The following is a 19,164-nucleotide window of genomic DNA, read 5'->3' as shown; positions in this document are numbered from 1 at the left end:
CAATTCGGTAAAATCAGTAGTTGTAGGCGCGCTCGCCGTGTTCGGAGATGTCGAGGCCTTCACGCTCGGCTTCTTCAGTCGGACGCAGACCCAGGGTCTTGTCGACGATGAAGAAGAGGATCGCGGAGCCCAGTCCCGAGAAGACGAGGGTGAACAGCACGGCCTTGATCTGGGTGAAGACCTGCTTGCCGATGTCGTAGCTGGCAGCATCGAAGCCGGCCGGGAACACGGTGTAGTCGAACACGCCCTGGCCACCGAGCGAAGGAGCCGCGACGATGCCGGTGGCGATGGCGCCAACGATGCCGCCCACGCCATGCACGCCGAACACGTCAAGCGTATCGTCGTACTTCAGCTTGTTCTTGATCGTGCTGACGAAGAGGTAGCAGATCGGCGAGACGACCAAGCCAAGGACGATCGAGGTCATCGGAGCGCCAAGGCCGGAAGCCGGAGTGATCGCAACCAGACCGGCAACCGCACCGGTGGCAGCGCCCAGCATCGAGGGCTTGCCGTGGTGGAGCTGTTCGACAATCGCCCAGGAGACAGCAGCGGCAGCGGTGGCGACGAAGGTGTTGATGAAGGCAACCGCAGTCACGCCATTGGCTTCGAGGTTGGAGCCGGCGTTGAAGCCGAACCAGCCCACCCACAGCAGCGAGGCACCGATCATGGTCATGGTCAGCGAGTGCGGCGGGGTAGCTTCCTTGCCGAAGCCGACGCGCTTGCCGATCATGAGGCAGCCGACGAGACCGGCGATACCAGCGTTGATGTGCACGACAGTGCCGCCAGCGAAGTCGAGAGCGCCCCAGCCCCACAGCAGACCGGCATCGGTCGGAGCATCGGCCAGGAAGTCCGGGCCAGCCCAGTACCAGACCATGTGCGCCATCGGGAAGTAGATGCAGGTCAGCCACAGCACGGTGAAGACCATCAGCGCGCTGAACTTCACGCGCTCGGCAAAGGCGCCGACGATCAGCGCAGGCGTGATGCAGGCGAAGGTCATCTGGAAGATGACGAACGCATATTCAGGGATGTAGACGTTGTTCGAGAACGTCGCTGCATAGGTCGTGGCATCCACGCCCTGCAGGAAGATCTTCGAAAAGCCGCCGACAAAAGCGTTGCCGCTGGTGAAGGCCATCGAATAGCCCCAGCTCACCCAGACGAGTGCTGCGACCGAAACGATCATGAAGACCTGCATCAGCACCGAGAGCATGTTCTTGGTGCGAACAAGGCCGCCGTAAAAGAGAGCGAGCGCCGGAACGCTCATCATCAGGACGAGGGCTGACGAAATCAGCATCCAGGTGGTATCGCCCTTGTCGACCATGCCGGCCATCTGTTCGGCGGTCGGAGCCTTGATCGGCCCATCCTGTGCGAAAGCGGCAGTGGCAGCGAAGAGCGAAGCGCCCGTTCCCGCCAAGCCACCGATCATCTTGCGGATCATGTTGGTTCCCCTAAGGTCGGAAATGGAAGGCGCGCTCAAAGCGCGGTATCCCCGGTTTCACCGGTGCGAATGCGCGTGGCCGATGCGAGGTCGAGGACGAAGATCTTGCCGTCGCCGATCGCTTCGGTGCTGGCAGCCTGCTGGATCGTTTCCACGATCTGCGGCGCAAGATCGTCGCTCGCAGCAACCTCGATCTTCACCTTCGGCAGCATGTTGGTCGAGTATTCGGCGCCACGGTAGATTTCGGTCTGGCCCTTCTGCCGACCAAAGCCCTTCACCTCCGACACCGTCATCCCAGCAACGCCCAGCCCGGACAGTGCTTCACGCACTTCGTCGAGCTTGAACGGCTTGATGATGGCGATGATGAATTTCATTCATGCCCCCTTCTGTTGCCCTCAACGCCGGGCGACCTGCCGGCGAGAAGTATTAAGCAAGGGGCGTGCCAAATCCGGATTTCTACGGATTCAGCCTTTCATGGGAACAAAAATGGCCACGTGATGGTTATCTGCGCCCGATTCTTGTGCAGTCAAAGTCGCATGCCCAATTTTTAGGCAGCGCCCGGTGCACGGATTCGAAGCATCGATTCAGGGCAGGAGAAGATCGGCCCAGACCGGCAGGTGGTCCGATCCCACCGCGGCAAGCGGACTGTGGTGCACACCAAGGCCCTCCACCAGAAGCCCATCACTCACCACGATCCGGTCAAGCTGCGCCACGGGCCGGCGCGAAGGAAAGCTCCGTCCCGGCGCAAGGACTTTTAGCGGCGCAGCGAACGCTCCCAGTGCGCCGCCCGACGGCGACCATTCGTTGAGATCGCCCATCATCACCACATGGCCGGGTTCGGCGTGCCCGGCGACATGCCCGCACACCGTCTCCACCTGCTGGCGGCGGCGCAGGCCGGAAAGATCGAGATGCATGCCCACCACGCGCACCAGCGCGCTGCCCATGCGCAAGGTGGCACAGACCGCCCCGCGCGGCTCGATTGTCGGCAATGGCACGGCGCAGGCTTCCACCACGTCGATCTCGCGCCGCACCAGCAGCGCATTGCCGTGCCAGCCCATGCTCGCTCCGGTCCGCGCCCGATCGTAATGCCCCGGCTCCACGGCACGCCACGGGCTGTGGTCGTCAAGCGTGGCGCGGGGAATCACCGCCTCGCGCAAGCCGAAGCGGCGGTCCGCTTCCTGCAGGGCAATCACGTCGGCATCGATCTCGCGCAGGATTGTCATGATCCGGTCGGGATCACGCTGCCGGTCAAGCCCGACGGCCTTGTGGATGTTGTAGCTGGCGACCTTGAGTTTCAAACCGACGTCAGGCCCCTGAAATATAGCGGTCGGTCGGCGTCACGGGCAGTCCGTCGATGCTGCTGGTGCGCGCCGCCATCTTTGCTTCCCAGGCCGCAGGATCGGATTGCGCGTGGTACTTCACCAGCGTTTGCCGCTCCTGCTCGAGTGTCATCAGCGGCACGCCCCAGCCACAGCTTGTCTGCACGCTGTCCACCGCGATGTCGAAGATCTGGCGTGTGCCTGCCAGAACCGTGAAATGCGCTGCCAGTTCCTGCCATGCGGGATCGGCAGGAAGCACCGGCTTGCCATGGCCATACAACCGAAGGATCAGCGCAGGCTGCTGGAAATTGGTCATCATGATCGTGATGCGGCCATCGGCCATCAGATGCGCGTGCGTCTCGTTGCCCGATCCGGCAAGGTCAAGATAGGCCACGCGATTTGGTCCAAGCACCCGGAAGCAGTCATAACCCTTGGGCGAAAGGTTGATCCGCCCTTCCGCTGCGGCCGTGGCCACGAAGAACACCGACTGCTGCCCGATCATCGCCTCGTGCTCGGGCAGGATGCAGTCGGTGAACTTTGCCATCAGAGGAAGTCCTTCAGCGTCGCGATGAACTTGTCGAACTGGTCGTGGTGCAGCCAGTGCCCGGCGTTCTCGAACTCGATCACCTCGGCATTGCGGAAGTGCTCGATCATCCCGTTCTCGACCGGATTTCCGGCCCAGGAATCCGCGCCGTTCAGCAGCAGGGTCGGACAGGTGATGGCCTTCCACAGCTCGTTGCGCTGCTCGATGGTGATATCATAGGGCGCGCCATCGACGTTGAGATGCGGATCGAACTTCCAGCTGAACGTGCCGTCTTCGTTGCGGTTGATGCCGTGGCGGGTCAGGTGTCGCGCCTGCTCGTCGGTCAGGTAGGGGTTCTCGCCCTTCATGCGCGCATAGGCGTCCTCGAGCGTCGGATAGCGGCGCGGCAGGCGCCCGGCGGCCTTGCGCTTCTCGCCGATGAAATCCCGGACGCGCCGTGCGAAGGGCACGTTCTTCATCATCGCCTCGCGCTCGGGCGTCGGGAACAGCCCCTCGATGGCCACGATCTTGCGCACGTTTTCCGGAAACAGCCCGGCATAGCGCAGGCTGGTGTTCGCGCCCCACGAATGCGAGACGATCGTCACCGGGGCGAGGTCGAGCTGGTGGATCAACTGGGCCACGTCATAGACGAGGTCCATCGTGCGATAGTTGCCGTCCTCGGTCCACTGGCTGTCACCGTGGCCGCGGTGGTCCATGGCGATGATGTGCCAGTCCTCGCGCAGGGCCTCGGCGGTCCAGTCCCACGACCGGCAATGGTCGCGCCCGCCATGGACCAGCAGCAGCGGCGGCTTGTCCGTGTTGCCCCAGTCCACATAGTGGAGGCGCAGGCGCTGAGAGATGAAGGTGTTCGAACTGGGACCGAGTAACTGCATGGGCCGAGTAACTGCGCCGGATAGGCCGCGGTTTCAACCCCCGGATGCCGCTGGGCCCGCTACCTTTCCTTCGTTGCCGAGAAGGTCAGCTCAGGGTTGCGCTCCTGCTGGTAGCCCACATCCCATGACGATCGCGCCATGAAAACAGGGTCGCCATCGCGATCCTTGGCAAGGTTCGATGCATTGAAATCGGCAAAGGACTTGAGCGCCGCGTCGCTGCCCTTGAGCCAGCGTGCGGTATCGAACGGCGAAGGTTCGAGCACCGCCTCGACCTTGTATTCCGCCTCGAGGCGCGAAACCAGCACGTCGAGCTGGAGCTGGCCGACCACGCCGACGATCCACTGGCTGCCGATCTCCGGATAGAATACCTGGATCACGCCTTCTTCGGAAAGGTCGTCCAGCGCCTTGCGCAGCTGCTTGGTCTTGGTCGGGTCCTTCAGCACCACGCGGCGCAGGATTTCCGGCGCGAAGTTCGGCAGCCCCGTAAAGCGCAGGTCGTTCCTTTCCGAAAGCGTATCGCCCACGCGCAGGGTTCCGTGGTTCGGGATGCCGATGATGTCGCCCGCCTCGGCGGTGTCGGCAATCTCGCGGTCCTGCGCGAAGAACAGGATCGGCGAATGCACGGCGATCGGCTTGCCCAGGCCCGAAGGCGTCAGCTTCATGCCCCGCCTGAACGTGCCCGAGACCATGCGCATGAACGCGATACGGTCGCGGTGCTGCGGGTCCATGTTGGCCTGCACCTTGAAGATGAACCCGGTCACGTCGGGCCGCTCCGGTTCCACCGTGCCTTCGCTCGACTTCTGCGGGCGCGGCGGCGGAGCATAGCGGGCGATCGCATCGATCAGCTCGGCAACGCCGAAGTTCTTCAGCGCCGATCCGAAATAGACCGGCGTCAGGTCGCCATGGCGATAGGCTTCGAGATCGAACTCGGGGTAGCCGGCGCGGGCCAGTTCGATTTCCTCGGCAATGTCCTCGGGTATGTCGACCGCGGGTTCGCGCTTGCCCAGGAATTCGCGGCTGTCACCTTCGGGACGGGCGATGGTTTCGTCGGCGAAGTTCATCACGCCCTGAAAGATCCCGCCCATGCCGATCGGCCAGGACATCGGCACGACGTCGAGCGCCAGCGCATCGGCGACTTCGTCCAGCGTCTCGAACACCGAACGGCCTTCGCGGTCGACCTTGTTGACGAAGGTGATGATCGGCACCGAGCGCATGCGGCAGACTTCGAACAGCTTGCGCGTCTGCGGCTCGATACCCTTGGCCGCGTCAATCACCATGATCGCCGAATCGACCGCAGTCAGCGTGCGGTAGGTGTCCTCGGAAAAGTCCTCGTGGCCCGGCGTATCGAGCAGGTTGAAGACAACGCCGTCCTTCTGGAACGTCATCACCGACGACGTCACCGAAATTCCCCGCTGCTGCTCGATCTTCATCCAGTCCGACCGCGCGCGGCGGGCGGCCCCGCGTGCCTTGACCTCGCCGGCAAGGTGGATCGCGCCGCCCTGAAGCAGCAGCTTCTCGGTCAGCGTGGTCTTGCCCGCGTCAGGGTGCGAAATGATGGCGAAGGTGCGGCGATTGGACATGGGGAGCGCGGTTAGCGCGGGTTTACGGTCACGTCCATGCGGAAGCTGCGCGTCGCGCCGGGATCGAGCAGGACGACGCCGGGCTTCTCGCGGAAATCGCCGGTGAAGCCTGCGGGGTCGGCGTAACCCTGCCACGGCTCGATGCAGATGTAGCGCGCGCCCGGAACCTGCCAGACGCCCATCGACGTCGTGTCGGGGAAATGGAGGTCGAGAGTGGTCCCGCCATCGGTGCCATAGGTGAGCGACTTGCTCTCGAACACGTCCCAGATCAGCGCATCGTTGCGGAACAGGTCTTCGTGCAGCCGCAGCTCGCGAGTGTTCGCAGGACTCGGCACTGAGTTGGGGGAGAGTTCGCCAGAGTTGGGAGTGAGTTGCCGTAGAGTTGGACTTTCGGCCCTTTCGAAGACAAGCTTATGATCTTCCTTGGGAAAACCCCCCGGAAGCGGCCAAGCGAAGGCCGGATGGAAGCCGAAGCTGAAGGGCAGCGCTTCCGCGTTGGGATTGAACACGCTGACCTCGGTGTGCAGCGTCATGCCCTCGATGCGGTAGGCCACTTCGAGCACGAAGCCGAACGGATAGACCTCGCGCGTCGCCGGCGAATCCGTCAGGCGGAAGCGTGCCTCCGCCCCTTCGGCATGAACCGGGGCGAAGGCACTGCGTCGTGCAAAGCCATGTTTCGGCATGGAAAATTCGCGACCATCAAGGCGCAAGGTGTCACCCGACAGCGCCCCGACGATCGGAAACAGGAAGGGCGCGTGACCCGACCAGAAGGCCGGGTCCGCATCGGTCATGTATTCCGCCCCCGCAGCATCGGTCAGCGACCAAAGCTCTGCGCCCAAAGGATTTATTTGCGCAGTCAGCTCCTCGCTGGCGATGGTGACGAGATCGTCACTCATCCGCGCAGGACACCGCCGAGCTTGGCGGCAGCCGCCACCACCTTGTCCGAAATCGCCTTGAGCGTCGCCTCATCGAATGACTTCTCGACCGGCTGGAGCGTCACTTCGATGGCAAGGCTCTTCTGGCCCTCTGGCACGCCAGTCCCGCGGAAGTCATCGAAGATCCGTGCCGAAACAATGGCCTGCTTGTCCGCACCCTTGACAGCACGGAGCAGATCGCCCGCAGGGACCGAGGCCGCGACAAGGAAGGCAAAGTCGCGCGTCACCGCCTGCAGTGCAGGTGGCGCAAAGTGCGGGCGGGCGAACTGGCCGGGGCCCTTGCGCGGCGGGATGCGGTCGAGGAACAGCTCGACCACCGCCACGGGACCATCGAGATCGAAGGCCCTGGCGGTTGCCGGATGCAGCATGCCGAAGCGCGCCAGCACCTGCTTTGGCCCGAGGCGCAGGGTGGCCGACTGGCCGGGGTGGAACTGATCGCCAGCCTCGCCCATGACCTGCAGGTTGTCGACCGGAGCGCCCGCTTCTGCAAGCAGCGCCAGCGCTTCGGCCTTGGCGTCGAATGCGTCGAACGGCCTGGCCTTGCCAGTCGCCCAGCCGCGCGAGACGGATTCGCCTGCCAGAACAACGGCTAGGCTCAGCTTTTCGTCGCTCGCGCCATTGGCGCCGCGCAAGTAGCGGCGGCCGATCTCGAACAGGCGCACCGAGGTGGCGCCACGGTGGAGATTGCGCTGGGCGGCCGAGAGCAGGCCGGGCAGCAGCGAGGGGCGCATGACCTTGAGGTCTTCGGAGATCGGGTTGGCCAGCGCCCAAGTTTCCTCGCCATCGGCAAAGTGCGCGGCTTCCTTCTCGGGCAGGAACGACCACGTCACCGCTTCATGCAGGCCACGCGAGGCAGCCGCTCTGCGGACCCGGCGCTCAAGCGTCTGCACCGCAGTTGCGGTCGGCTTGGCCACACCATCTGCGCGCGGCAGCGGCGTGGAAGGCACGGCATCCAGCCCGTGGACGCGGATCACTTCCTCGACGATGTCGGGTGCGCCGTCCACGTCCGGGCGCCAGGTCGGCACGGTGACGGTCCAGTCTTCGGCCACGTCGAAGCCGAGCGCGGCAAGGATGCGCTTCTGTTCGCCATTGCCGACGTCGATGCCGCCAAGGCTCCCGGCCAGCTTCGGATCATAGGCCACGGTCTTGCGCGCCAGCGGCGGCTGCCCTGCGCGCACGACTTCGCTCGCTTCGCCACCGCAGATCTCGAGGATCAGACTGGTCAGCAGGTCGAGCCCGGTATCGAGGAACGCCGGATCGACGCCACGTTCGAACCGCCCGCGCGCGTCGGAAGCTAGCGCCAGCGCCTGCCCGGTGCGGGCGATGGAAGCGGGATCGAAGTACGCGACTTCGAGCAGGACGTCGGTCGTCCCGTCCGAGCAGCCCGAATCTTCGCCACCCATGATCCCGGCGATGTCATGCACGCCGGCATCGTCGGAAATCACCGTCATCCACGGCTGCAGCGCATATTCCTTGCCATTGAGCGCGAGGCAGGTCTCGCCTTCGCGCGCCTTGCGGGCCACGACCGCGCCCGAAAGCTTCGCCATGTCATAGGCGTGAGCCGGGCGGCCATAGCCGAGCATGACGTAATTGGTAATGTCCACCAGGGTCGAGATCGGACGCTGGCCCGCGCTCTTCAGGTAGTCCTGCAGCCACTTCGGGCTCGGCCCATTCTTTACGCCACGAATCACGCGGCCGTAGAAGGCGGGGCAACCTTCAGGATCGTCGGTGCGCACTTCGACCGGACAGGGGAAGCTGCCAGCAACCGGCTTGGCTTCGATCGGCTTGAGCACGCCCAAGCCCGCCGCAGCGAGATCGCGGGCGATGCCGTGAACGCCCATGCAGTCCGGACGGTTGGGCGTGATCGCCACGTCGAACACCGGGTCCGATCCGAGGTAATCGGCAAAGGTCGTGCCGAGCGGCGCGTCTTCGGGCAGTTCGATGATGCCGTCATGCTCTTCGCCAAGGCCAAGCTCGCGCGTCGAGCACATCATGCCGTTGGATTCGACGCCGCGGATGGCGGACTTACGAAGTTCCATGCCATTGGCCGGGACCACTGCGCCGGGCAGGCCGAGCACGCCGACAAGGCCTGCACGCGCATTGGGCGCGCCACAGACAACCTGCAGGGGCGAACCATCACCAAGATCGACGGAGAGCACCTGCAGCTTGTCGGCCTGCGGGTGCTTCTCCGCCGTCAGCACGCGGGCGACGCGGAAGCTCTTGAGCGCCGCCGAGGCATCTTCGACGCCTTCGATCTCCAGGCCCAGCGAGGTCAGCTTTTCGGCGATGGTGCGGGCGTCGGCCTTGGTATCGAGGACCGACTTCAACCACGAAAGCGAGAACTTCACGAACGTACTCCAACACCGCCGGAAAGGGTCGGCACATCGAGCGCGCCGAAGCCGTAGTGGCCAAGCCACCGCACATCGCCATCGAAGAAGGCGCGCAGGTCATCCATGCCGTACTTGAGCATGGCGAGGCGATCGACGCCGGTGCCGAAGGCGAAGCCCTGCCATTCATCGGGATCGAGCCCGCCGAACTCGATGACCTTGCGGTTGACCATGCCGCTGCCCAGCACTTCCATCCAGCCACCGTTCTCCGCATCGCCGCTGCCGCCAACGACGCGCTTGCCGTTGATGAGCGTGTAACCGACGTCGACCTCCACCGATGGTTCGGTGAAGGGGAAGTAGCTCGGGCGCAGGCGCAGGACGATGTCGTCCCGTTCGAAGAAGGCCTTGAGGAAGGTTTCCAGCGTCCACTTGAGATGGCCGAGGTGGATGCCCTTGTCGATGACGAGGCCTTCGATCTGGTGGAACATCGGCGTGTGCGTGGCGTCCGAGTCCGAACGATAGACCCGGCCCGGGGCGATGATGCGGATCGGCGCGCCTTGCGCGATCATCGAGCGGATCTGTACCGGCGAGGTATGCGTGCGCAGCAGCATCGAACGGCCTTCGGCATCCTTGTCAGGGAAATAGAAGGTATCGTGCATCGCGCGCGCCGGATGCGTCTCGGGCATGTTGAGCGCGGTGAAGTTGTGCCAGTCGTCCTCGATCTCGGGACCGCTCGCGACGGCAAAGCCCATGTCGGCGAAGATCTCGGCCAGTTCGTCCATGACCTGCGAAACCGGGTGGACCGAACCCGTGGGCGCTTGCGGCGCGGGAAGGGAAAGGTCGACCGTTTCGGCCGCGAGGCGCGCTTCGAGCGCGGCGCTTTCCAGTGCATTCTTGCGGTCTGCGAGGGCGGCGGTCACCGCTTCGCGTGCGGCGTGAATCTTCGGGCCTTCGCTCTGCCGCTGGTCCGGGGTCATCCCGCCAAGCGACTTGAGCAGGGCGCTGACCCAGCCCTGCTTGCCGAGCGCGGAGACGCGGATCGCCTCCACCGCTTCGGGCGTGCCTGCTTCCGCAATGGCCGCGAGCGTTGCGGCCTGCTGTTGATCGAGGTTTTCCATCGGCAAGCCGCTAGCCGCAAATGCGCCGGAATCAAAGTCTGGAGTTAAGATCGAGTGGGGGTGTGCAGGGCTTGAACCGCCGCGCCGACGAACTCCTTCCGTGCGCGCATGACTTCCTGCAGCACGGGCTTGGGGCAATGGGCATATTCGCTCGGGCTCATGCCCATGAAACGGTGGAAGTCCCGAACGAACTGGGCCTGATCATGGTAGTGACCATCGATCGCGCCGATCCACTTCAGCGACGGGTCCATCATGTACTGCACGAGGCTGCGCATGAAGCGCTGGCGACGCAGGAGGAGCCGGGGCGGGAAGCCGAAGTGCTTGCGGCACAGGCGCTCCACGGTGTGGGTGGGCAACTGGGTCGCCTCGGCCATCTCGCTGACGGAAGCGATGTCCGGATCGACCAAGGCGGCGTGGCAGGCGACAATGCGTGGATCGTCTTCGACGTCGGCCGCCAGGTTCTGTTCGAAGAAGCGGGTGATGCGCGAAAGTTCGGCCTGCTCGTCCTTCTCCTTGCCGAAGACCGAGGCCGCGAGAGGACGGAAGGGGGCAAGGAAAGGCTCGCTGGCGACGTCATAGATATGATCGGCGTGCGCATTGGCGGGCTGGCGCACGAAGCGCGCCCAGCCCAGCGGCAAGAGGCCGATGCCCCAGATGCGCGTGGTGCCGGTGGTGAATTCCAGAGTGGTGCTCGTCGGCCCGGTGGCGTTGGCCTGGACGCCCGCGAACGGAGGCCGACCCGGCAATTGCGAATCCGGAAAGTCGCCCTGGTAGATGCGGATGTTTGCCCATTCAGGGTGGAGGTGATCGGTCACCCGGCCTTGGGGCACGTCGATCTCGGTCAGGTAAAATGTCGTGAAATAGCGCTGCAGCGGCTCTGGCGGCCGATGGAATCGAACCCGGACTGTGCAGTCCCCGGTCAAGCTGTGCGCGCCCCTGTTTACTTTAGTTATGTGTTGTTCATCCGCACCCTGCACTGCGCTTGCGCGAATCGCAACGAAAAAGGGCGGCTCCCGAAGGAACCGCCCTTTTGTTCAGCCTGCTTGCAACGCCGATCAGGCGGCGGGCAGGGCAGCCTTCGCCTGAGCGATGACGGCGGTGAAGATCGCACCTTCGTTCATCGCGAGGTCGGCCATGGTCTTGCGGTCGAGCTCGATCCCGGCAAGCTTGGTGCCATGGATGAACTGCGAGTAGGTCAGGCCTTCGGCGCGGACAGCAGCGTTGATGCGCTGGATCCACAGGGCGCGGAAGCTGCGCTTCTTGACCTTGCGGTCGCGGTATGCGTACTGGCCGGCCTTTTCGACGGCCTGACGGGCGACGCGGATGGTGTTCTTGCGACGGCCGCGATAGCCCTTCGCCTGATCCAGAATCCGCTTGTGCTTGGCTTTGGTGGTTACACCACGCTTGATACGGCTCATAGTTCAGCGCTCCTCAGTTCAGCCCGTAGGGCGCCCACTTCTTGATCACCTTCGCATCGGCGTCGGAGATCACGTCAGTGCCGCGGTTCTGGCGGATGTACTTGGCGTTGTGGCTGATCAGGCGGTGGCGCTTGCCGGCAACGCCGTGCTTCACCTTGCCGGTGGCGGTGAGCTTGAAGCGCTTTTTCACGCCGCTCTTCGTCTTCATCTTGGGCATTTTCGTCTCCTGAGTTCGACGCGTCCGATCTGCCTTGGCAGCCCTTGTGGCCAGGCCGATCATCGAATCCGTGTCGGTTGAAGGTGGGGCCGTTAGGCGATGCGGCGCGGAAAGGCAAGTGTTGTGGAGTCTTTGCACGGTGCGCCCTGGCATCTGCCAAGGGCTGGCGGCACCGGCCCGCTCCCCCGCGAAACGGCACCACTTGTCATTTCCCGATATCCGCCAGATCGTATGGCGTCGTCTGGTACGTCTCGTTGACCCAGTTGCCGTAGAGCAGGTGGCCGTGGCCGCGCCAGGTGTTGGCGGGCATGGCCTGGGGATCGTCACCGGGGAAATAGTGGCGGGGCAAGTACTTGCCTTCGTCCCGCGCATATTCGCCCGCCAGCGTCAGCGTATCGTACTCGAGATGGTTGAACATGTGCAACGTGTTGTGGGCCGGGTCATCGATCAGGCACAGGCCGGTTTCGGCGCTGTCGGCAAGGACCGAAAGGCCGCGACCTTCGGGCAGGTCCTCGCGGCGCACTTCGCTCCAGCGCGACACAGGCACGTCGAACACATCGGGCAGGCCGCGCATGAAGGGACTGGCGGGCGCGTGGTTGATGTGGCGGAACACGCCCGAGGCCTTGGTCGGCAAGGGGTGCTTCTCGATGCCATGGAAATGATGCAGCGCGGCCATCGCGCCCCAGCACACCGACAGCGTGCGGTGCACGTTGGTCTGTGACCAGTCGAAGATGCGGGCGAGCTCGTCCCAGTAGCTGACCTCTTCGTAAGGAATCGTCTCGACCGGTGCGCCCGTTACGATCAAGCCATCGTACTTCTCGGCACGCACGTCCTCCCACGGACGGTAGAAGGCCGAGATGTGACCTGCCGAAGTGTTCTTGCTGACGTGGTCGGAAATGCGCACCAGCTCAAGCTCGACCTGCAGCGGAGTTGCGCCCAGAAGGCGGGCGATCTGGGTCTCGGTGGTGATCTTGTCGGGCATCAGGTTGAGCAGGGCGATCCGCATCGGGCGGATGTCCTGGCGCGCGGCCTCGGTCTCGCTCATCACGATCACGCCCTCGGCCTCGAGTGTGCGGCGGGCAGGGAGATTGTCGGCAATCCTGATCGGCACGTGTAACGTCTTCCTCAAACCTGAGGGAGAAGACGCTCTTCACGGTGTCCGTGTCCGTTTGGTTGCCGGATCGGCCACATCCCCTTTCTGCTTGCGGCAGATCGGGTACCACCTTGCCCGGATCGGCAGGTTGGCGTTGGAGCGTCACTCCAACTCTCGATGTAGGACGACAGATAGAACCGCCTTGAAAGCTTTGCAACGGGGCGAAGGTGCAGGATGTCACTTGCTATTGCGATCCAGTCTCATTATTAATGCGAGTCATTGGCAGGAAGCGTGCTGCCCTGGAGTTTCAGTGCAATGTTCATCTGCATCTGCAATGCCATCCGCGAGAAGGACATCCGCGCCACTGCCCGCTGCCACGCCGGCAATGCAGAGGAGATCTACGGCCGCATGGGCTTCAAGCCGCAGTGCCGGCAGTGCCTTGATGATGCCGAGGACGTGATCACCGACGAGCGCGCCTGCGCGCTGGCATAAGTCCCACGTTGCAAAGTGTTGCAGGCACCCGGTGCGAGTCGTTCGCGCTTTATGCCGCCCATCCTGCAGCGTAACGTCGCTCCATCCATTGCAAAGGAGCCAGCGCGATGAAGGGCGATGCCAAGGTCATCGAATATCTCAACAAGGCCCTGCTCAACGAGCTGACCGCGATCAACCAGTACTGGCTGCACTACCGCCTGCTCGCCAACTGGGGCGTCAAGAAGCTGGCCGAGTACGAGCGCCACGAATCGATCGACGAGATGAAGCACGCCGACATGCTGGCGGACCGCATCCTGTTCCTCGATGGCCTGCCCAACTTCCAGGCGCTCGGCCGCCTGCGCGTTGGCGAATCGGTGGAGGAGATTCTCAAGGCTGACCTTGCCTTGGAGATGGATGCCCTGCCGCTGCTCAGGGATGCCATCGCCCACTGTGAATCCGTGCGCGATTTCGTCAGCCGCGATCTTTTCGCCAAGATCCTCGAGAGCGAGGAAGAGCATGTCGACGTGATCGAGAAGCAGTTCGACATGATCGAGCGCATGGGTCTGGCCAACTACATCCAACTCAACAGCGAAGCCGCCGAAAGCTGATCCTGGCGCTGCGAAGCGGCCTCCTACTCGGCCGCTTCGCTCACTTCCGCGCTTTCCGCCGCCTGACGCGCCCACATTTCGGCGTAGAGGCCATCGCGGCGCAGCAGGTCGGCGTGGTTGCCTTGTTCTGACAGGCGCCCCTGATCCAGCACGAGAATCGTGTCGGAATCGGCAATCGTCGACAAGCGGTGCGCGATCGAGATCGTGGTGCGGTGGCTGGCGACGGCGCGCATGGTGGACAGGATGTCCTGCTCCGTGCGGGTATCGAGCGCACTGGTCGCCTCATCGAACAGCAGGATTGGCGGGTTCTTCACAAGGGTGCGCGCGATGGCGACGCGCTGCTTTTCGCCGCCCGACAGCTTCAGGCCGCGTTCGCCGACTTCGGTGTCATAGCCTTGCGGCAATCGCGCGATGAAGTCTGCGAACGCCGCGCCCTTGGCGGCGGCCTCGACCTCGGCCATTCCTGCACCGTCACGACCATAGGCGATGTTATAGCCTATGGTGTCGTTGAACAGCACCGAGTCCTGCGGAACGATGCCCAGTGCGGCGCGCAAGGAAGCCTGCGTCACGCCTGCAATGTCCTGCCCGTCGATCAGGATACGCCCGGACCACGGGTCATAGAAGCGGAACAGCAGGCGCGCGATGGTCGACTTGCCCGCGCCTGATGGGCCGACGATGGCCACGCGGCTGCCCGCAGGCACTTCGAACGACAGACCGTGCAGGATCTCGCGATCGCGGTCATAACCGAACACGACATTGTCGAACGTCACCGAGGGGCGGTTCACCACCAGCGCAGGCGCATCGGGGGCGTCTGCCACTTCGATATGCGTGTCGATCAGGCGGAACATTTCGGCCATGTCGATGAGGCCCTGCCGGATGGTGCGATAGACCATGCCGAGCATGTCGAGCGGGCGGAAGAGCTGGGTGAGGTACGTGTTGACGAAGACAAGGTCGCCGACCGTCAATTTGCCCTGTGACCAGCCATAGACAGTCCAGGCCATTGCCCCCGCCATCAGCAGGTTGACGATCAGGGCCTGCGCGATGTTGAGGAGGCCAAGGCTGTTTTCGCTCTTCACCGCGGCATCAGCGTAGGCGCGCGCGGCGGAGGCGTATCGCGCTTCCTCGCGCGCTTCGGCGCCGAAGTATTTCACCGTCTCGTAGTTCAGCAGCGAATCGACCGCGCGGGCCAGCGCCTGGCCATCGAGCCGGTTCATCTTCTCGCGCAGCGCCGTACGCCATTCGGTGATGGTGCGCGTGGCGTAGACATAGGCGATCACGGCAAGGATCGTCGCCGTGACCAGTCCCAGCCCGAAGTTCAGCCAGAAGATCACGATGACCGCCGTCAGCTCGATCACCGTCGGCGCAATGTTGAACAGCAGGAAATAGAGCATCGTGTCGATGCTCTTGGTCCCACGCTCGATCACCTTGGTTACCTCGCCGGTGCGGCGGGCGAGGTGGAAGCGCAGCGAAAGCTTGTGGAGGCGGGCGAAGACGTTTTCCGCCAGATGCCGCGTGGCGTCCTGGCCAACGCGCTCGAACACGATGTTGCGCAGGTTGTCGAACAACACCCCGGCAAAGCGACCGAGGGCATAGGCCAGGACGAACGCCAGTGCGACAGTCAGGGCAGGCTGAGCGCCTGCCGGAAGCGTCATTGCGTCGACGGCTTTCTTGTATGCGAATGGCAGCGCAAGTGTCGTCGCCTTGCCGAGCAGTACCATGACCACCGCGCCCATGACCCGGCGGCGCAGGATCGCATTGTCGGCAGGCCAGAGGTACGGGAGGAAGCGCTTGAGCGTGGCCCAGCCATCGTGGCGGGCGTCTTTGGGACTCGTCGGTGTATCAGGTGGCATGGGTTCCCACATAGGGAACGTGGACGGCTATGCCAGAGCTTTGAAAGTTTACAGCGGCAAAGGCGGCCTTGCAGGCAGACTGGCAATCAGAACCGGATGCTCCTGTGCGAGTCCGGCATTGTGGTCCCGGACGGCAGGTCGAACAGCACGCGCCTTGTTGCGAAGTCGATCGCCACCCGCCTGAACATGCGCATCTGCGCCATACCCAGCAGGATTGCCGGGCGCTTGACCAGATCGAGCCGGTGGAACGCCGGGGAGTCGGCAAAGGCGAGGGGGGTATTGTGGATCTGCAACCCTTCGATCTCGATCGTCGAGGCCATGACAATATCCGCATTGAGCGCCTGGCCCGTCACCGAGAACAGTGTCGTCTGCTCGGTGCGGTTGCGGCGGGCCATGGCCTTGCGCAGCGCAAGGTTGCCGATCGAGCTGTCAGACCCGGTATCGAGCACGACGTCGGTGTGGACGCCATCGATGATCGCGTTGGTCATGATCAGCTGGCCCGAACGCCGCTTGGCCTTGACGACGATCTCGAAGCCTTTCGTGCCGCCCAGCGATGCGGCATCGCCAATGGCGATGCGATTGGCGCCGAAGTCTATCAGCACGCGCTGGTCCTGCAGGCTGTCGAGCCCGACGATGCCTTGCGCGCCGATATGCTCGGCTTCCAGCAGCGGCGCGGTCAGGGTATAATATGTCCGCTTGCCGAGGCTTATCTCCTCGACATCGACCAGTTCCACTTGGTGCGAGCCTGCCACGCCGACGACCACGCCATTGCCGGTCACAGGCAGGCCCAACCCTTGCGCCACCTGCCGTGAAAGGACCGTGCGCTCGGAGCCGGTGTCGATCAGGAAATCGTAGGGGCCGCTTTTCCCGATCAGGACCGGGACAGTCATGCGATCATGTCTGTCCCGTTGGAGCTGCACAAGCTCGTCAGCAGGTGATGGGAAGGGCTGGGTCGCCGGTTCGCTGGCGAACGCCGGCGGCACGATGCTGGCCAGCGCAAGCATGAAAAGCCTTCGCGAAAACACCGGCAAAGGGCGGCCCTGTGGCATGGCGACTTCTCCCATGCCTGATTTACGCCTGCATGGGCGCCTTGGCGAGTCCTTAGCGCGTGGCGGGGGACGAGCGACGAATGAGCGCCAGCAGTCCGCGAGCGATCTCGTGGATCTCGGCGTAAAGCGGATGGCCGAGCACTCGCAAGGAGGCGAGCCACAGCACGATCCCGAGCGCAACAGTCGATGCGGCCTGCACCAGCCCGAGTTCGGCGGGACCTTGCCCGATGAAGAACCCCAGCAATACCGGCAGGACTGCGGCCAGCGAGACGGCGGCACTACGCAACCAGCCCAGCAGGATGTCGCGGTAACGCAGCTCGAGTGTCGAAGCCAGCAAGGGCAGGTAGATCACGACCCATAGCCCGGCATGCAGCACGCGCGAGGCGGCCACCCATTCGAGACCGAGCGGCGCAGTAAGTGCGATCAGCACTACGGACAGCACCGTCTCGATGACCATGCAGCGCATGAGCGGCTTCAGCCGTCCCATAAGCACCGGCAGGTCTGCATAGAGCGGCAGCGCGACGTAGCCGATCTGCGAGAGCGCAACCCAGGTGAGCAGGGGCGCCGCTGCCATCCAGCGCTCGCCGTAAAGCAGCCTGATCAGGGGCTCGCCGAGGACCGCGATGCCCGCCATGGCCGGCCAGGTTACCCCGGTATAGGCCGCCAGCACGCGCAGATAGGGTGGCCCCAGGGGTTCACCGCTATCGCGGATCCGGCGAAACGCGGGATAGAAGACGCCGGTAACCGCACCCGCGATCAGCAGCCGCAACTGCAGGGCCAATCCCGATGCGCGCGCAAAGAGGCCGACAGCGGCGCTGTCGATCATGCGCCCGATGACCAGCTCCGGCGCGCGGGCAGAGAGTGAACTGCAGACCACTTGTACGGTGTTGGTGCCGCCCAGTGCCATGACGTCTGCCGCGCGCGCTATCTTTGGCGGCCACGGCAGCATGCCGCCCGAACGCCACTGACTGATGAGCAACCGCGCCGCCTGCTGGGCGAAGGCCCCCCAGGCGAGGGCAAGCGCGCCATGACCAAGGATCGCCAGGATCAATGCGGTCAAGGCGTTGGCCACCGCCGCTCCGACCTCGATCATCGTGTTCGAACGATAGTCCATGCGGCGCTGGCAGGTCGCCTGGGGGACGATCGCCAGCGGCACGAGTAGGTAGGATGCCGCGATGACCAGAGTGATCGGCAGCAATTGCGGATCGCCATAGAAGACAGCGATCGGCCAGGCACTGGCGAGAGCCAGAAGCGCTATCCCCCAGGCGAAGACCACCGAAATCGTGAAAGCGGACCGCAGTTTCTCTGCCGTGAGATCGCGCTCTCCATTGATATAACGCGTGACGCCGAAATCCTGCAGGAATGCGACCAGCGTGACCGCGGCAAAGGCGATCGAGAACCGGCCCAGCTGATCGGGCGTGATGTACCAGCGCGCGAGCACGATGCTGGCCACGAACTGCAGCGCAAAGGAGGCATATTGCGAGATCAGCGCCCAGACGGCTGCCGCGCGGACAGACATCATCGGTGCGCCAGTCCGGTCGGTTGTCTGGTCGGCGGGTGATTGCGGAGCGGCCATCGTCAAATACGCAGGAGCAGGGCTATTGCCAGTCGCATGGCGCGTAATGGCACGCCGAACAGGACAAGACGCATTACCGTGCGCCAAAGCTCTGGTCCGTTGCCCCCGTCGCGAACATGGCCGATCAGGAGGGGGAAACCTGCGCCGCGCATGGCATCGCGCGAATAAATGGCGCCCCGCGCAACCTTGTCCCGGATCTGGCGAGACAGGCCCGGAGTGTCGAATACTTGGTCCAGCGCCTCGACGGCGGGAAGCTGCTGCATGTGCTCTGTGGGATCCGGTCGGCCGAGCTGACGCTCGCGGTAGGCGAGTTGGGCAACGGCGGCCCCGTATTGCTGCGCGAACGCATGGCGGTTCGAAATCTGCCCAGCATAATGCCGATAGCTGAGCAGGCGTTCGGGAATGTTCGCCAGTTTCGTGACCGATGCCAGTCGCAGCCAGAGATCGTAATCCTCGCAATGCCGATAAGCGACACGATAGCCTCCAACGGCGCGAACGATGTCTCGTCGCGCCATGATGGTGGGATGGCTCAGCGGGCTGCGCTGCTCTATGATGGCGAGAACATCGTCGAAGGTGACAGGGTGCTCGGGCGCATGCGTCAGGAACGGCCGGTCATACTCGTCGATGTCCTCGGTCCACGTACCAATGACGCCGTGATCCGGATTGGCCTCGAGAAAGGCAACTTGGCGCGCGAAGCGATCCTGCCGGCAGACGTCATCTGCGTCCATCCGGGCGAACAAGGGAGCACGCGCTGC

The 19,164-nt window shown here is 63.9% G+C and carries 19 protein-coding genes and 1 riboswitch (1 of these 20 running past the window's edge); of the genes, 2 read left to right on the top strand and 17 right to left on the bottom strand.

Annotated elements, in window-relative coordinates; all coding sequences use genetic code 11:
• Positions 1–13 precede the first annotated feature (13 nt).
• The 13 genes from IM701_RS13695 to metA all read right to left on the bottom strand — a co-directional run bounded on the left by IM701_RS13695 (position 14) and on the right by metA (position 12,873).
• Complete coding sequence (locus IM701_RS13695) at positions 14–1,432, bottom strand: ammonium transporter (RefSeq protein WP_193827235.1); 1,419 nt, start codon at positions 1,430–1,432, stop codon at positions 14–16.
• Between the two features lie 35 nt (positions 1,433–1,467).
• Positions 1,468–1,806: a P-II family nitrogen regulator gene (locus IM701_RS13690; protein WP_039333663.1), complete on the bottom strand. Its 339-nt coding sequence runs from the start codon at positions 1,804–1,806 to the stop codon at positions 1,468–1,470.
• A 210-nt stretch (positions 1,807–2,016) separates the two neighbouring features.
• Entirely contained in the window at positions 2,017–2,730 is a 714-nt protein-coding gene (locus IM701_RS13685) for an endonuclease/exonuclease/phosphatase family protein (protein ID WP_193827234.1), read from the bottom strand.
• 7 nt (positions 2,731–2,737) lie between these two features.
• Positions 2,738–3,295, bottom strand: a complete 558-nt coding sequence (locus IM701_RS13680; RefSeq protein WP_039333665.1) for a pyridoxamine 5'-phosphate oxidase family protein — start codon at positions 3,293–3,295, stop codon at positions 2,738–2,740.
• The gene (locus tag IM701_RS13675; protein WP_039333667.1) at positions 3,295–4,167 is read right to left on the bottom strand and encodes an alpha/beta fold hydrolase; all 873 of its coding nucleotides are present in this window, start codon (positions 4,165–4,167) and stop codon (positions 3,295–3,297) included. Before IM701_RS13675 ends, IM701_RS13680 begins: the two co-directional genes overlap by 1 nt.
• Positions 4,168–4,226: 59 nt before the next feature.
• Positions 4,227–5,747, bottom strand: a complete 1,521-nt coding sequence (locus IM701_RS13670; protein WP_193827233.1) for a peptide chain release factor 3 — start codon at positions 5,745–5,747, stop codon at positions 4,227–4,229.
• Between the two features lie 11 nt (positions 5,748–5,758).
• Positions 5,759–6,643: an aldose 1-epimerase family protein gene (locus tag IM701_RS13665; RefSeq protein ID WP_193827232.1), complete on the bottom strand. Its 885-nt coding sequence runs from the start codon at positions 6,641–6,643 to the stop codon at positions 5,759–5,761.
• The gene (pheT, locus tag IM701_RS13660) at positions 6,640–9,030 is read right to left on the bottom strand and encodes a phenylalanine--tRNA ligase subunit beta (RefSeq protein ID WP_193827231.1); all 2,391 of its coding nucleotides are present in this window, start codon (positions 9,028–9,030) and stop codon (positions 6,640–6,642) included. The genes IM701_RS13665 and pheT overlap by 4 nt, the downstream gene beginning before the upstream one ends.
• A complete protein-coding gene (gene pheS, locus IM701_RS13655; RefSeq protein ID WP_193827230.1) occupies positions 9,027–10,127 on the bottom strand; it encodes a phenylalanine--tRNA ligase subunit alpha in 1,101 nt (366 codons plus the stop codon). The genes pheT and pheS overlap by 4 nt, the downstream gene beginning before the upstream one ends.
• Positions 10,128–10,171: 44 nt before the next feature.
• Entirely contained in the window at positions 10,172–11,050 is an 879-nt protein-coding gene (locus IM701_RS13650) for an AraC family transcriptional regulator (protein ID WP_230487710.1), read from the bottom strand.
• 132 nt (positions 11,051–11,182) lie between these two features.
• On the bottom strand, positions 11,183–11,545 hold the full coding sequence (gene rplT, locus IM701_RS13645; protein WP_039333676.1) for a 50S ribosomal protein L20: 363 nt from the start codon (positions 11,543–11,545) through the stop codon (positions 11,183–11,185).
• Positions 11,546–11,558: 13 nt separating this feature from the next.
• Positions 11,559–11,762 (bottom strand): 50S ribosomal protein L35, encoded by a 204-nt coding sequence (gene rpmI, locus IM701_RS13640; RefSeq protein WP_039333769.1) that lies wholly within the window; start codon positions 11,760–11,762, stop codon positions 11,559–11,561.
• A 205-nt stretch (positions 11,763–11,967) separates the two neighbouring features.
• Positions 11,968–12,873, bottom strand: a complete 906-nt coding sequence (gene metA, locus IM701_RS13635; protein ID WP_039333678.1) for a homoserine O-succinyltransferase — start codon at positions 12,871–12,873, stop codon at positions 11,968–11,970.
• Positions 12,874–12,921: 48 nt separating this feature from the next.
• Positions 12,922–13,041, bottom strand: a riboswitch (SAM-I-IV-variant riboswitch).
• 129 nt (positions 13,042–13,170) lie between these two features.
• On the opposite strand from metA, the gene IM701_RS13630 reads away from it, so the two are divergent.
• A complete protein-coding gene (locus tag IM701_RS13630; RefSeq protein ID WP_193827229.1) occupies positions 13,171–13,347 on the top strand; it encodes a bacterioferritin-associated ferredoxin in 177 nt (58 codons plus the stop codon).
• A 107-nt stretch (positions 13,348–13,454) separates the two neighbouring features.
• Positions 13,455–13,934, top strand: coding sequence for a bacterioferritin (gene bfr, locus IM701_RS13625; protein ID WP_118073027.1), 480 nt, complete (start codon positions 13,455–13,457; stop codon positions 13,932–13,934).
• Between the two features lie 23 nt (positions 13,935–13,957).
• On the opposite strand, the gene atm1 is transcribed toward bfr, so the two are convergent.
• The 4 genes from atm1 to IM701_RS13605 all read right to left on the bottom strand — a co-directional run.
• Positions 13,958–15,784 carry a heavy metal ABC transporter ATP-binding protein/permease Atm1 gene (gene atm1, locus IM701_RS13620; protein WP_193827228.1) on the bottom strand — a complete coding sequence of 609 codons (1,827 nt, stop codon included), beginning with the start codon at positions 15,782–15,784 and terminating at the stop codon, positions 13,958–13,960.
• 86 nt (positions 15,785–15,870) lie between these two features.
• Entirely contained in the window at positions 15,871–16,833 is a 963-nt protein-coding gene (locus IM701_RS13615; protein WP_230487709.1) for an aspartyl protease family protein, read from the bottom strand.
• Positions 16,834–16,885: 52 nt separating this feature from the next.
• Positions 16,886–18,409 carry an oligosaccharide flippase family protein gene (locus IM701_RS13610; protein ID WP_193827227.1) on the bottom strand — a complete coding sequence of 508 codons (1,524 nt, stop codon included), beginning with the start codon at positions 18,407–18,409 and terminating at the stop codon, positions 16,886–16,888.
• A gap of 2 nt (positions 18,410–18,411) precedes the next feature.
• On the bottom strand, positions 18,412–19,164 hold the 3' portion of the coding sequence (locus IM701_RS13605) for a glycosyltransferase (protein ID WP_230487708.1). 303 nt of this gene lie beyond the right edge of the window; 753 of the gene's 1,056 nt are visible here — the last part of the coding sequence; its start codon lies beyond the right edge, outside the window; the stop codon is at positions 18,412–18,414.

It is taken from the genome of Novosphingobium sp. ES2-1, assembly GCF_015169775.1.
In the GTDB taxonomy this organism is placed as follows: domain Bacteria; phylum Pseudomonadota; class Alphaproteobacteria; order Sphingomonadales; family Sphingomonadaceae; genus Novosphingobium; species Novosphingobium subterraneum.
Note: the sequence above shows the minus strand (reverse complement) of the source record. Positions and strands in the feature narration are given on the sequence as shown.

Bases quoted from the DNA above. Each gene is read 5' to 3' on its own strand.
- IM701_RS13695 (WP_193827235.1), bottom strand. From the start codon at position 1,432: ATGATCCGCAAGATGATCGGTGGCTTGGCGGGAACGGGCGCTTCGCTC.
- IM701_RS13690 (WP_039333663.1), bottom strand. From the start codon at position 1,806: ATGAAATTCATCATCGCCATCATCAAGCCGTTCAAGCTCGACGAAGTG.
- IM701_RS13680 (WP_039333665.1), bottom strand. From the start codon at position 3,295: ATGGCAAAGTTCACCGACTGCATCCTGCCCGAGCACGAGGCGATGATC.
- IM701_RS13675 (WP_039333667.1), bottom strand. From the start codon at position 4,167: ATGCAGTTACTCGGTCCCAGTTCGAACACCTTCATCTCTCAGCGCCTG.
- IM701_RS13670 (WP_193827233.1), bottom strand. From the start codon at position 5,747: ATGTCCAATCGCCGCACCTTCGCCATCATTTCGCACCCTGACGCGGGC.
- IM701_RS13665 (WP_193827232.1), bottom strand. From the start codon at position 6,643: ATGAGTGACGATCTCGTCACCATCGCCAGCGAGGAGCTGACTGCGCAA.
- pheS (WP_193827230.1), bottom strand. From the start codon at position 10,127: ATGGAAAACCTCGATCAACAGCAGGCCGCAACGCTCGCGGCCATTGCG.
- rplT (WP_039333676.1), bottom strand. From the start codon at position 11,545: ATGAGCCGTATCAAGCGTGGTGTAACCACCAAAGCCAAGCACAAGCGG.
- rpmI (WP_039333769.1), bottom strand. From the start codon at position 11,762: ATGCCCAAGATGAAGACGAAGAGCGGCGTGAAAAAGCGCTTCAAGCTC.
- IM701_RS13630 (WP_193827229.1), top strand. From the start codon at position 13,171: ATGTTCATCTGCATCTGCAATGCCATCCGCGAGAAGGACATCCGCGCC.
- bfr (WP_118073027.1), top strand. From the start codon at position 13,455: ATGAAGGGCGATGCCAAGGTCATCGAATATCTCAACAAGGCCCTGCTC.
- atm1 (WP_193827228.1), bottom strand. From the start codon at position 15,784: ATGCCACCTGATACACCGACGAGTCCCAAAGACGCCCGCCACGATGGC.
- IM701_RS13615 (WP_230487709.1), bottom strand. From the start codon at position 16,833: ATGCCACAGGGCCGCCCTTTGCCGGTGTTTTCGCGAAGGCTTTTCATG.
- IM701_RS13610 (WP_193827227.1), bottom strand. From the start codon at position 18,409: ATGGCCGCTCCGCAATCACCCGCCGACCAGACAACCGACCGGACTGGC.